At 69.8% G+C, this 12,541-nt stretch carries 12 protein-coding genes; 2 read left to right on the top strand and 10 right to left on the bottom strand.

Annotated features, from left to right (window positions below; genetic code table 11):
• Positions 1-39 precede the first annotated feature (39 nt).
• From D7V88_RS32000 to D7V88_RS31975, 6 genes are all read right to left on the bottom strand, one after another.
• Positions 40-546, bottom strand: coding sequence for a DoxX family protein (locus tag D7V88_RS32000; RefSeq protein WP_120544412.1), 507 nt, complete (start codon positions 544-546; stop codon positions 40-42).
• Between the two features lie 117 nt (positions 547-663).
• The gene (locus D7V88_RS31995) at positions 664-1,443 is read right to left on the bottom strand and encodes a tRNA1(Val) (adenine(37)-N6)-methyltransferase (protein ID WP_120544411.1); all 780 of its coding nucleotides are present in this window, start codon (positions 1,441-1,443) and stop codon (positions 664-666) included.
• Between the two features lies 1 nt (position 1,444).
• Positions 1,445-2,398, bottom strand: coding sequence for a glutathione synthase (gene gshB / locus D7V88_RS31990; RefSeq protein ID WP_208726600.1), 954 nt, complete (start codon positions 2,396-2,398; stop codon positions 1,445-1,447).
• Positions 2,399-2,497: 99 nt separating this feature from the next.
• Positions 2,498-4,156 (bottom strand): serine/threonine-protein kinase, encoded by a 1,659-nt coding sequence (locus tag D7V88_RS31985; RefSeq protein WP_120544410.1) that lies wholly within the window; start codon positions 4,154-4,156, stop codon positions 2,498-2,500.
• Between the two features lie 388 nt (positions 4,157-4,544).
• Positions 4,545-4,871 (bottom strand): hypothetical protein, encoded by a 327-nt coding sequence (locus tag D7V88_RS31980; RefSeq protein ID WP_244238506.1) that lies wholly within the window; start codon positions 4,869-4,871, stop codon positions 4,545-4,547.
• Between the two features lie 8 nt (positions 4,872-4,879).
• A complete protein-coding gene (locus D7V88_RS31975) occupies positions 4,880-5,170 on the bottom strand; it encodes a hypothetical protein (RefSeq protein ID WP_120544413.1) in 291 nt (96 codons plus the stop codon).
• A gap of 189 nt (positions 5,171-5,359) precedes the next feature.
• Here D7V88_RS31975 and D7V88_RS31970 point away from each other — a divergent pair, with 189 nt between their 5' ends.
• Positions 5,360-7,537 carry a tenascin-X gene (locus D7V88_RS31970; protein WP_120544408.1) on the top strand — a complete coding sequence of 726 codons (2,178 nt, stop codon included), beginning with the start codon at positions 5,360-5,362 and terminating at the stop codon, positions 7,535-7,537.
• Between the two features lie 19 nt (positions 7,538-7,556).
• Here the strand turns inward: D7V88_RS31970 and D7V88_RS31965 are convergent, their stop codons facing one another.
• Together D7V88_RS31965 and D7V88_RS31960 are read right to left on the bottom strand one after the other, a co-directional pair.
• Positions 7,557-8,789 carry a hypothetical protein gene (locus tag D7V88_RS31965; protein ID WP_147448943.1) on the bottom strand — a complete coding sequence of 411 codons (1,233 nt, stop codon included), beginning with the start codon at positions 8,787-8,789 and terminating at the stop codon, positions 7,557-7,559.
• 269 nt (positions 8,790-9,058) lie between these two features.
• Positions 9,059-9,760: a DUF429 domain-containing protein gene (locus D7V88_RS31960; protein WP_120544406.1), complete on the bottom strand. Its 702-nt coding sequence runs from the start codon at positions 9,758-9,760 to the stop codon at positions 9,059-9,061.
• A gap of 78 nt (positions 9,761-9,838) precedes the next feature.
• Between D7V88_RS31960 and D7V88_RS31955 the strand changes: the two genes are divergently transcribed.
• A complete protein-coding gene (locus D7V88_RS31955; RefSeq protein ID WP_120544405.1) occupies positions 9,839-10,858 on the top strand; it encodes an aldo/keto reductase in 1,020 nt (339 codons plus the stop codon).
• A 452-nt stretch (positions 10,859-11,310) separates the two neighbouring features.
• Here the strand turns inward: D7V88_RS31955 and D7V88_RS31950 are convergent, their stop codons facing one another.
• Positions 11,311-12,042 (bottom strand): head GIN domain-containing protein, encoded by a 732-nt coding sequence (locus tag D7V88_RS31950; RefSeq protein WP_120544404.1) that lies wholly within the window; start codon positions 12,040-12,042, stop codon positions 11,311-11,313.
• Between the two features lie 112 nt (positions 12,043-12,154).
• Positions 12,155-12,541 (bottom strand): PEGA domain-containing protein (locus D7V88_RS31945; RefSeq protein ID WP_120544403.1); only part of this gene is annotated, 387 nt, incomplete at its 5' end.

The following is a 12,541-nucleotide window of genomic DNA, read 5'->3' as shown; positions in this document are numbered from 1 at the left end:
TCCCTCCAGCGCCCACCCCCGTCCGTCGCCGGACAGGGCCTACCCCAGCGCGTCGAGCAGCACCGACCTCCGGCGCTGGCGCGGCAGCAGGCGGAAGTGCCTCAGTTCCTTGCGCTTCACCCGCTGCTCCAGCGCACTGTGCAGCGACAGCCGCCCCGGCCCGCGCATCAACGTCCCCAGGGCGATCGCGATGAGCGCCACGTTGAACTCGTACCCGCCCTTGGTGATGTCGAAGCCGTTCTTGCCGTGCACCTTCGCGATGGCCACCGCCTGCGTCACGATGACCGACAGCGCCGTGAACCGCGTCGCGATGCCCAGGATGGAGCTCACCCCCGCCACCAGCTCCGTGATGCCGGTGGCCAGCACCCACGGACGGCCCGGCTTGAACCCGAGCTGCTCGAACATGCCCGCGTGCTGTTCGGAGCCCTCCTTCTTCAGCTTCGCCAGGCCGTGCTGGATCATCGTCGCGCCCAATGACAGACGCGGAGGCAGCAGCGCGGCCGACTTCAACAGCGACGGTTGTTCATTCAGCATCGTCACGTTCATGGGTGCTCTCCTCGTCCGGGACGCACGCGTCCGGTGGGTGAAGTGCCCCTTACGTTGTGATGCCTCCGCCCTTCCGGCCCGGACGCCCGCAGGGCCCGTGGCTCCACGGGCAGGCACTCAACCCCCGGCCCGCTCCGCCAGCGGCACGTCCATCAGCGCCGCCACCTCCGCGCCGTAGCCCCCGGGCCCCTCCCCGTGGACGATCAACGGCGGCCGCACCGACAGGCCCCGGTCCTGGTCCCGCAGGGCCTGCACCAGGAAGCGCGTCGCCGGGGCATCCACCCGCGCATGCACCATCCGCAGCACCTGGGGAAACAGCCTCGCCCCGGTCAGCAACCCCAGCACCTCCGCGAGCCGCGCCGCCGGATACACCAGGCTCACGCCCCCGCCCGGACGCAGCGCATGCCTCGCCGCGGCGACCACCGCTTCGGCATCACACGCCACCTCCGACTTGGACATGGCCCGCTCCTCGTCCGGGCTCACCACCCCCGCCTGGGCCTTGCGAAACGGGGGATTCGACACCACCTGCCCGTAGCCTCCGGAGGCCAGCAGCGTGCGCGCCTGGCGCAGGTCCCCGAGCACCGGCCGCACCCGCCCTTCACACCCGTTGAGCGCCACCGCGCGCGTCAACCGCGCGTGCACCCCGGGCTGCAACTCCAGCGCGTCCACCGGGCCCTCGGCGCCGAACTGCTTCACCAGCAGCAGCGACACCACGCCACTGCCCGCGCCCAGTTCCAGCACCGGCCCGGACAGCTCCCGCCCCTCCGTGGCCGCGAAGTGCGCCAGCAGCACCGCGTCCACCGTGAAGCGGTAGCCCGTCCGACGCTGGAACACCCGCACGTCCGCGGTGCCAATGGAGTCCAGCGTCTCGTCGTCCCGTGGGTCGGGCACCGTCACGTCAGCGCGCGCCGTGCATCCGCTCGGCCACGTCCAGCACGCGCGCCTCGCAGGAGACGTGGTCCAGGTGGCTCGCTTCCACGAGCCCCGTGGGGCTGGTGACGTTCACCTCCGTGAGGTAGTCGCCCAGCACGTCGATGCCCACCAGGATGAGTCCCTTCTCCTGGAGTGCGGGCTTGAGGCGCTTGCAGATGTGCAGGTCGCGCGCGGTGATCTCCGCCTTCGCTGGCGTACCGCCCGCGGCCATGTTGCCCCGGTGGTCCGCGTCCGACGGCACTCGCAGCACCGCGCCCACCGGATCGCCGTCCACCAGGATGATGCGCTTGTCGCCCAGGCGGCTCTCCGGCACGTAGGCCTGCGCGAGGATGGGCTCCTTCCCGCCCTGCGTCAGCAGCTCCACCATCGAGCGCGCGTTGCGGTCCCCGGGCGCCAGGAACAGGATGCCCTTGCCGCCGAAACCGTCGATGGGCTTGAGGATGGTGCCCTTCTCGTTCCGGGCCGCGAAGTCCATCACCACCGACAGCTCGCTCGTCACGCGCGTCTCCGGCATCAGGTCCGGGAAGTTCAGCGTGAAGAGCTTCTCGTTCGCGTCGCGGATGCCCGACGGGTTGTTGATGAACACCGGCGAGCGCTCCGGACACAGCTCCACCAACTGGGTCGCGTGCAGATAGTTCGCGTCCACCGGCGGATCCTTGCGCAGGAAGAGCACGTCCAGCCTCGACAGGGGCAGCACCTCCTCGCTCAGCACGTCGAAGTGCCGGCCGGGCTCGCGCCGCACCTTCACCCGGCGCATGCGCGCCTCCGCGCAGCGGCCGTTGAAGCGCAGCCACCCCTGTTCGAAGTAGTAGACGTCGTGCCCGCGCCGCTGGGCCTCCAGCATCAGCGAGAACGTCGTGTCGTGGTCCACCCGCACGCTCTCGAGCGGGTCCATCAGGAAGCCAAGGGAGAACGCCATGAGGGCGGAGGATAGCGGACCCCTTCCGCCCATGCCGCTCATTCCCATGCCCCTCCGTCCACGTCGCGACGCAAGACAGCGGGGCAGGGGAGCGGCGCTTCAGCGGCCAGGCAGCTCCTTCAACTTGAGGTTGAGGCGCACCGGCTTGCCCGCCTCCACCGGCACGGAGAGCACGCGGCGCTTCTTGTCCTCGCCCACCAGTATCAAATCGGTCTGCCCCACCGGAAACGCGCGCTTCACCAGCGGCGTGCTTCCCAGGGACTTGTTGTTGAGGAACACCTGCGCGGGCTCGTCCAGGAAGAGCGTCACCTCGCCCCGGCCGCGCTTGCCCCGGCCACCACGGGGTTCATCCCGGTCCCGGACCTTGTCCCTGTCGTCCACCACCACCGTCACCCCCGCATCCGGCGTGGCGGGCCTCGGCGGCGGGATGGGGATGGCCACCATGGGGCCATTGTCGACGGGCGTGGGGGGCTCCTGCTCCTCCTGCTCCAGCAGCTTCGTGAGCCGGAAGGCCCCATAGGCCCCGCCCATCAACACCGCCAGCATCCCCACGGCCCACACGGCACCCAGCTTGGAGCGCTTCACCGGAGGTGCGGTGTCGGCGCTGGAGGCCTCGTCCGCCCGCATCCGGGCGACCTCCGCCTTCTTGCGCGCCTCCACGACGCTCAGGGCGTCCGCCTTGCGCTCCGGCAGGTAGGGGCCGTCGTCCTTCTGCAGCGCGCGCTTCGCCGACGCCATCACCTGGCTGCTCGTCGTCACGTCCGCGCTCTCCAGCAGCGAGCGCGTGGCGGCCATGCGTTCGGAGAAGAGGCTCTTCATCAGGGCCGCGCGCTGTTCGGCGTCCATCAGCTTCGTGCCCGCCGCCTTCTCGATGGCGCGCGCCATGTCCCGGCCGGACGCGTACCGGCGGTCCACGTTGCGCTCCAGGGCGCGCATCACCACGCGGGAGATGTCCTCGGAGATGTGCGGCAGCAGCACGGACGGCCACGGGATGGGATCCTCGAGGATCTTCACCATCTCATCGCGTTCGGTCTTCCCGGCGAACAGCCGCTCGCCGGTGATGAGCTCGTGCAGCACCACGCCCACGGAGAACAGGTCGCTCCGGCCATCCAGCGGATCGCCGCGCACCTGCTCCGGGGACATGTAGCCGGTGGTGCCCTTCACCGTGCCCACGTGGGTGCGCTCCAGGCTGTTCTTCGCCTTGGCGATGCCGAAGTCGAGCAGCTTCACGGTGCCGTCGTACGTCACCATGATGTTCTTCTGCGCCACGTCGCGGTGGATGACGGGGCTGGGCTGGCCGCCGGGCGACGTGAAGACGTGCGCGTAGTGCAGCGCCAGGCACACGTCGCGCGCCACCGACAGCGTGAAGCCCAGCGGCACCGGCTGGCGCTTCCTCAGGCACGCGCTCGTCACCTGGTTGAGGTTCTGCCCGCCGATGAACTCCATGGCCAGGTAGAGCCCGTCGTCCTCCTCCCCCAGGTCGAACACCTGCGCGATGTTCGGGTGGTTGAAGGCCGCGGTGATGCGCGCCTCGTCCAGGAACATGCGGACGAACTGTTCGTTCGACCGCGCGTCCGGGAGGATGCGCTTGATGACCACGTACTTGCGGAAGCCGCCCGGACCGGACGTGTAGCCCAGGAACAGCTCCGCCATGCCGCCCACGGTCAACTGCGTGAGCACCTCGTACTTCCCGATGCGCTCGCCCCGATGGAAATCGATGAGGTCATCCTCCAGCGCCCCGGACCGGCGCGCCCGCATCAAGAGAAACGGAAAAATCGCCCGGGGACCATAACAGGGCTGTTGCGCCAGGGGACGTTCCGTCCAGGTGGAGACCCACTTGGGGTGGGCCCGCATGCCCCCCAGGTCCCTGTGGATGAACTGTGGAGGACGGGGGACGGGCTGTGGACAACCGGCCAGCGGATCCCCAGCCTGTGGATGCCGGGGGATAACCGGCAACTTGCCCACATGTAGCAGATCGCCGATTCCTGTATGAATCCATGGGGTTGCTGACTTGTCCCCAACTCCGCGCCGCCTACTGCTTCCACCAGTTGATCAACACTACAAATAGACTGGTTAAAGAAGACGGTGCCTGTGCCTTCGCGTGGAGAGCCGACGCCCGACGGGCATCCGCTACAGGCTGCATCCGCTACAGGAGCGTGGCACGCAGCCGGTCCAGCAGGCCGGGCAGGTCGTGCAGAAGCTGCCGGTCCAGGTCCTCCAGGGCGGCGCGGAACATGGCCAGGTCCTCGGCCTCGCGTTCGGCGGAGACCATCCGGTGCAGGCCGCGCAGGCGCAGGTTGCGCTGGACCAGGCGGGCCAGGGTGTCCTCCAGCTCGTCGCCGAGTTCGGGGTCCAGGCGCAGTTCCTGCCCCACCAGCTCCCGGAGCTGTTCGACGCGGTAGGTGAGCTCCCAGCTCTCCTCGTAACCCGCGCGTCGGGGCACTGGCTGCCCCTGTGTCCACCGCTCGTTCACTCAGTCCTCTAGTGCGGCCGGGGCCGGGTGAGGCCTGTCAGGGACAGCCGGGTGCGCAGGGGGTCCAGCTCCACGTGCATCCGGCAGTCCGCCACGTCCAGGCGCAGGGTGTAGGGAAGACAGGGCGCACCGTCCGAGTGTTCCCGGCATGCATCGGCGCCCATCCGGAACAGCTCCGCCAGCACCGCCCGCCGGACCTCCGGTGCCAGTCCGTCCACCGTGGACTGGACGCCCCGGACGATAAGCACCGTGAATGCCTGCATTCCGGGAGAAACGCTGGAGGGGCTGGCCAGGGTCATGCGGCGAACCTTTGCCAGAACCGTACCCTGCAACAGGGATGTGTTTTCAGGGGGTTGGAGCGGCTCGAAATGCTTGGGGCTGAAAAAAGTCCGGCCTTCCCGGGAGACGATCCTGAAGCCCTGGGGGGTGGGGTGCCGTCGGACATGGGGATGGAGAGGGGTGGTATAGGCCGGAGTCAGGGAGGCACGATGACGCGCAAGCGGACGGTGGAGAGGTGGGCTCCAACAGGCCTCCTGGGGGCCCTGGCGGCCGTCCTGGCCCTTCTGGGGGCCTGCCGGGACGAACCCCCGCTCACCGGCGCCCGGAGCCTCCTGCGGGTCTCCCAGGAGCTCGTGACGTTCCCGGCCAGCTACCCCGGGGTGCAGCGCGAGGTGGAGATCCGGGTGGTGAACGCGGGCCGGACCACGCTGGACGTGGAGTGGACGGCGCTGGCGCCGCCCTTCTTCGCGCAGGGGCTGCCCACGCGGATGGTGCCGGGGGAGGTGCCGGTGAAGCTGTTCTACCGGCCGGAGGCGACGGGCGCGGTGGAGGCCACGCTGACGGGCCGGGCGCCCGGGGGCGGGGAGGTGCGCGTGGTGCTCCAGGGCCAGGCGAACGCGATTCCCACCTGTCCCACGCCGGTGGCCTGCCACACCGCCACGTTCGATGTCGTGACGGAGACGTGCGTGGAGGCGGAGGAGCCGGACGGCACGGCGTGCGATCCGGGCAACGCGTGCCTCCAGGACGCCACCTGCACGGCGGGGCGGTGCAAGGGGACGGAGCGCGTCTGCGACGACGGCAACGCGTGCACCACGGACGTGTGCAACCCGCTGGATGGCTGCACGGCGGTGCCGGCGCCGCCGTGTCCGGGGGATGGGAAGTGCCAGGTGGGCACGTGCGATCCGAAGGTCGGGTGCGCGCTGGCGAACGCGCCGGACGGCACCTTCTGCGGCCCGGAGCGCGGCTGTGACGTGGCGGACGTGTGCCTGGACGGGGCGTGCCAGCGGCGCGATCCGCCGGAGAACTTCATCTGCGCGCCGGCGAGCCCCTGCCAGGGACCGGGCCGGTGCAAGGGGTCCGTGTGCGAGCGTCCGGCCGCGACGGCGGTGTTCCCCGACTGGACGTACGACGCGGCCTCCAACGGCGAGGCGCTGCACGACCTGCTGGTGGGGCCCACCGGGGATGTGACGCTGGTGGGCTTCTTCGTGCCGGCGCTGCTGGACGCGGCGGGCCCGGTGCCGGTGCGGGCGAGCGTGGCGGGCCGGCGGTGCATGTTGTGGAACGACCGGCTGCTCTGCATGGACCTGCCGCTCTCCGGGCAGGTGTCGCTGCTGGACAGGGCCACGGGGGCGCCGCGGTGGACGTTCGACCTGGCGACCGCGCGGCCGGACTTCGCGAAGGGGCTGACGACGCTGTTCATGGCGCGGCTGGGGGTGATGCAGCCGGACCGGCTGGCAGCGCTCTTCGAGGCGTATCCGGAGGGCACCACACGTGAGACGTTGTGTCGGCAGTACTTCCTCGTGGTGTTGGATGCCTTTGGCGGGATGGTGTCCGCTCAGGAGATCAAGGACCCGCTGCTCTCCGAGTGCAACCACCCGCACCCGTTCGGCGTGGCGTCGGATGCGTCGGGGGATTTGTATCTGGCCTTCGGGCAGACGTTGAACGTGGGGGCGCCGCTGTTTCCGGGGGCGCCCACGTTGTTGATGGCGTTCTCCCAGGACGGGGTGCCGCGCTGGCGCAAGACGGAGGCGTTCAGCGCGGGAGAGCTGGCCATCGTGAACGGGCTGCTGCTCAACGAGCGCTCCACGCAGGCCTTGCGCACGCAGGACGGACAGGCGGTGGGTTCGCAGACGTTCCCCAAGGGGCTGGGCCGCGCGGTGGCCACGTCCGAGCGCCTCATCCCGGCGGCGTCCCAGGACGACAGCACGCAGGAGTGGACGCTGAAGGGGTACGGGTTGCCGGGGCTGGAGGCGGCGTGGACGTACACGTTCCAGGGTTGGCCGGGGCCGGTGGCCCCCGAGACGCGGCTGGCGAGCTGGGCGACGCGCACGGGGCTGCCGCCGGAGACGGTGGTGGTGGGCACGGGGATGAATGGGTTCGGGCTGCCCACGATGTTCGCGGTGAGCGCGCGCGACGGCAGCGAGGTGTTCCAGTGCCCGATGGTCAACGCGGCGACGCCCGCGCAGTTCCTGGAGCTGGGGCCGGACAGCGTGGTGATGATGGATGGGGCGCAGACGTGCGGGGACTGCGATCCCCCGTTCGCCAACAGTCAGGCGCGGTTCCGGCGCTTCCCCATCCCCGGGCTCCAGCCCGCGGAGGAACCCTGGCCGGGCACCTTCGGCGGACCGGGGCATGACCACCACGAGGATCCGGTGCGCGGACGCTGAAGCGGGAGGAGCGGGTCGTTCAGGAGATCGCGCGGACCTTCCGCTCCGAGTGGGCTAGCAGGAACCAGTCATCTCCCAGTGCCTCGCCCAGCCGACCGCCTTCGTCGCGCACGACCATGTTGCTTCCCGTCACCTCGATGCCGTGGACCCGGTAGTGGCGCAGGCGGCGCAGCAGCAGGTCCAGGGCCGAGCCCGGGGCGGGCACGGTGGTCCGCTGTTGAGGCTGGAGCAGGCCTGGGGTGGTGGTCTGTGTCTCTTCATTGAAGGCCCGTCCGCCCATGCAGATCGACAAGTTGATGGTGATCAACCCGTGCTCCGCCTTGAGGCCCGCGCGGTCCTGCCGCTGACCAATGGGCTGGAGGTTTTCCTCGAGTCCATTCTGGTAGAGCCAGTCGGCAACGCGAGCGCCGGACACCTCATCGGCCTCCATGTGGAGATGGCCTTTGCCGTCGCCATGGGAGCTCACCCGGAGTTTTCCCCGGTGGCCCCAGTCAGCGATCCAGCGCACCATGACCTCCCCGAGCCCGGAGGGAATCTGCCGGGCGAGATCGTCCATCGAGATGATGGTGGTGAAGTAGCTGGAGTTGGGGGAATAGCCTTCGTCCGGATCGAAGGTTTCGAGCCGTGATTCCAGGTTGGCGAGCTGGTCCTTGAAGTCCTGGAGGGCCAATCGCTGTGCATTCAGGCGCTGGATGATCCCCTGGAAGCCAGGCAGATTCTGGCTGGGATTCCTCCAATGTGTCCCCATCAACCCGATCAGATCCGACATCACGGTATCGAGCGCGTTGACCTGCTTCGCCACCTCGGGCTGTTGGTGGATGCCCTTGAGCCTCGCCATCTCATCCGTATGGGTGGACCTCAGACTGGTGAGCAATTGATTGGCCCGGGCAGCACCGAGTGCGGCCACCTCCACCCTTCGTGCCGTGGCGAAGTCCACGAGCCTGCCCAGCGCCGCTTGTTGCTCACGCAGCGAGGCCCGGAACGCTTGCGCGATGCGCCAGGACACGCGGACGCGGCCATCCCCCGCAAGCCATGAGCGATTGAGCAGGTTCTTGCGCTCCTGGTAGCGAATCTCCGGAAGGATGTTGAGGGCGAAGTCGTACCAGCCCTGTTTGTCCGTGAGGTGCAGATCCCAGAACCGGCTGTAGGCGTTTGGGTCCACTGGCGCCGGGAGGGTCGGGAGGGTCGGGGGAGGACCCAGCGCGCGGCGCAGGCTCTGCCCCGTGATGTCGAAGATGGGGAGGGGCGTCATGCTCACGTCAGGCTCTTCCATCAGGGGCGGAAGGTCGTCGGGTTCGGCGTTCCGACCCTGGCCCCCGTTGGGATGACCGGGGATGACGCAGCAGTGGAGATCGCACCAGAGGCAAGGCATGTGGAATTCCTTCGGGTGGCACGAGGGCGAGGACCGATTGCAAGCCATGCGCCTCCGGTCCCGATCGAGCACTGTATGTCATAGGCCCCTTCCGGGCGCGTCGGGACGGTACGCAGCCGCTTGTCCTTGGGACGCGATGCCCGGGGGAGTTACCCCAGGTCCAGGATGCGCCCTTCGCGCAGCGTGCCGTCCGGGTCCTGCGTCAGGGGCAGGCCCACCGCGGTGATGTCCCCGGGCCGCGTGCGTGTGAGCCACCCCAGCCAGGCGCAGACCGTGGCGTCCAACTGGTCGTGCGTGCAGGGCCTTCCGTCCACGAATCTCAGACCTTCGGCTTCGAGCAGGGCCTGACGCCGGGCGCGCCCCTCCGGCGTGGCTTTTCCCCCCAACTTCTCCACAGCCAGCGTGCGCCAGGTCGCGCCGGGAAAGGCCTCGAACAGGCGCGCCCGTGAAGGCTCCGGCGTGTCCAGGTCCAGCAGGGGGACTCCGGCCCGACCCCGCAACGCGGCGAACAGCAACACGCTTCCGCGCACGAAGCCCGCGAAGGGCGCACCGGGCAGGGGCAATACATCCGGGGTCCTTCCCGGTGCTCGCAACCGCCGCTCCGCGTCCCGCACCCGGGTGCCGGGATTCGCCAGCGCCTGCGGCCCGTCCACCACCACCACGTCCCCGGGTTCCACGGGGAAGGCCTCCCGCAGGGCGTCCGGGTCCAATCCGTGACGCGCGTCCGCACAGGGCCAGACGCGCTGGGAGAAGCGCACGTGGCCCTTCGCATCCAGCACGGCCTCGTCCACGGGGCGGGGCGCCCGGGCGAACGGGTCCGTCAAATCCCAGCCGACGAAACGGGTCGTCATCCCGTGCCTTCCTGCGGCGGGTTCGTCCGCCCGGCGTTAAGAGGGGCCGCCTCCCATTCCACCGAAGGTGACTCGCACATGCACTACCGCCCTTTGGGCCGCACCGGCCTGTTTGTCTCTGAACTGTGTTTTGGCGCCATGACGTTTGGCGGCGAGGGCTTCTGGAAGGCCATCGGGCAGCAGGGCCAGGCGGAGGCCGACAAGCTGGTGGGACGCTGCCTGGACGCGGGCATCAACTTCTTCGACACCGCGAACGTGTACTCGAACGGCCTGTCGGAGGAACTGCTGGGCAAGGCACTGGCCCCGAAGCGCTCCCAGGTGGTGCTGGCCACCAAGGTGCGCGGCCGCATGGGCCCGGGCATGAACGAAGTGGGCCTGTCGCGCTACCACATCCTCGACTCCGTGCACGCGAGCCTCAAGCGCCTGGGCACCGACCACATCGACCTGCTCCAGATTCACGGCTACGACGTGGCCACCCCGCTGGATGAGACGCTGCGCGCGCTGGATGACCTCGTGCGCGAGGGCAAGGTGCGCTACCTGGGTGCCTCCAACCTGGCCGCGTGGCAGCTCATGAAGGCGCTGGGTCTGAGCGACAGCCGGAACCAGGCGCGCTTCGAATCGCTCCAGGCCTACTACTCCATCGCCGGCCGTGACCTGGAGCGCGAGGTGGTGCCGCTGCTCAAGGACCAGAACGTGGGCCTGATGGTGTGGAGCCCGCTGGCCGGTGGCTTCCTGTCCGGCAAGTTCCGCCGCGACTCGCAGGGCCCCGAGGGCTCGCGCCGCGCCGCCTTCGACTTCCCGCCCGTGGACCGCGAGCGCGCGTACAACGCCATCGACGTGATGGACGTCATCGCGAAGGAGCAGAACGCCTCCGTGGCCCGCGTGGCGCTCGCGTGGCTCCTGCACCAGCCGCACGTCACCACCGTCATCCTCGGCGCCAAGACGGAGGCCCAACTCGAGGACAACCTGGCCGCCTCCGAGCTGCGCCTCACGCCGGCCCAGTTGGAGAAGCTGGACGCCGTCTCCAAGCTGCCGCCCGAGTACCCGGGCTGGATGGTGGAGCGTCAGAACGCGGACCGCTTCCCTCCGGCCCGCTGACCCGCGTTCCACTCGGAGTCCCATCCGTGCGGACTTTTCCAAAACCGCTGGATGGACCCGACCTGCTGCATGTGTCCGGAAGGTCGTTCCATCGGGGGTGCTGGGACCCCCACTGACAGTCCGGGACGGCGAGCATCCAGGGAGTGCAGGGGCCGGACCTCCAGGTGCGGTGAAAGACACGGAGGGTGTTTGGGATTGGGACGGACTCCCGATATCTTGGGGACTGTGAAGCGCTCGGTGAACCCGGGCGTGGTCCACGGAGCTCACGCGTCTGCCTGGCAACACCCCCGTGTGGTCGGGGTCGCGTGAAAGGAGTGCGGTCGCCCGGATGACCTTGGAGGTCCGGTGCGCGGCGGCTTCGTTGCTTCGTGGGGGGCCTGTCCGGGCCCCGGGAACTCCCCGGGGCCCGGGTAACCTTTGCGCTGCCAGGTCGCCTGCCCGTCGGGGCGGCTTCAGTTCCTGGCGTCGATGCGCGCGCCGCCGCTGACCTCGAGCCTGGAGTTCTGGGGCCGCGCGGACAGGCTGATGACGCTGCCGCCGGAGGCCTCGCCGGAGACGTTGGCGGGTGCGTCGGCCTCCACGACGGCGCCGCCGCTCGCGTCCACGTCCAGATCCTTCACGCCCTGGAGCTGCCGGGCGTGGAGCTGGGCGCCCCCGCTGATCTCGGCGTCCACCTTCACCGCGCGGCCGATGAGCGTCAGCTCGGCGCCGCCGCTGGCCTCCGCGTCCACCTGCTTCGCGTCCACGCCGCGCACGGTGAGCTCGGCGCCGCCGCTGGCCTCGGCCTCGAACTCATCGGACGCGGTGGCTTCGGCCTCCACGTTGCTGCCGCCGCTGGCCTCCACGTGGTCGATGCGGGGCGAGGACACGATGAGGCGCACGCGACCATTGAGGCCGCCCCACCAACTGCCCTTGCGGTCGATGCGCGTGGTGAGGACGCCGTCCTCCACCACCAGCCGGACGCGGGACAGAGAGTCGGCGGGTCCTTCCAGGCGGACGGACTTGGGGCCCACCTTCACCTGGGCGTGCATGCCGTGGCCCACGGAGACGCCGTGGAAATCCTCCACCTGGCGCGTCTCGCCGGCGGATTCACTGGAGGGGGCCTTCGCGTCCTCGGCGTGGGCCGTACAGGCGACGGTGGAGAGGCAGCAGGCGGCGAGCAGGGAAAGAGGGGCGATCCTCATGGTCGGCTCCAAGCGTGGCGCGGGACGTAAGGGCACGTCCCGGCGGATGCGGTGGTTACGCGGGAGCCGCTGGGTTGATTGCGTGCCCGCGACGAAAGCCGCGGGGCCCCTGTCAGGGATTGGCCAGCAGTTCCAGGGGAACCCGGACGGACGTGGTGTCGTCGGGTTTGATTTCCACGAGGAGCTTCAGGGGCCGGCCGGTGCCATCCATGAGTTTCAGGGTGTGCCTGCCCACCGGGAGGGCGACCTTGGTGAGGGGCGTCTCTCCGAGCGAACGGCCGCCCAGGGACACGCGGGCGGAAGGTTCGGTGACGAGCGTCAGGAAGCCCTGGGGTGCGGCGGCTTCGGGGGTTTCGGATGGAGCGTCCTCGACGACTTCGGGAGCGGCGGGGGTCTTGGGCTTGCGGACCGGGGTGGCGGTCGCGTCGCCGTCGCGCTTGGGGCGGCGCAGCGAGTTGGTGGCCGGCTTCTTCTTTTCGGCCTGGGCGTCGTCGGTGAG

It is taken from the genome of Corallococcus terminator (assembly GCF_003611635.1).
In the GTDB taxonomy this organism is placed as follows: Bacteria; Myxococcota; Myxococcia; order Myxococcales; family Myxococcaceae; genus Corallococcus; species Corallococcus terminator.
This window is presented reverse-complemented; position numbering and strand designations above follow the sequence as displayed.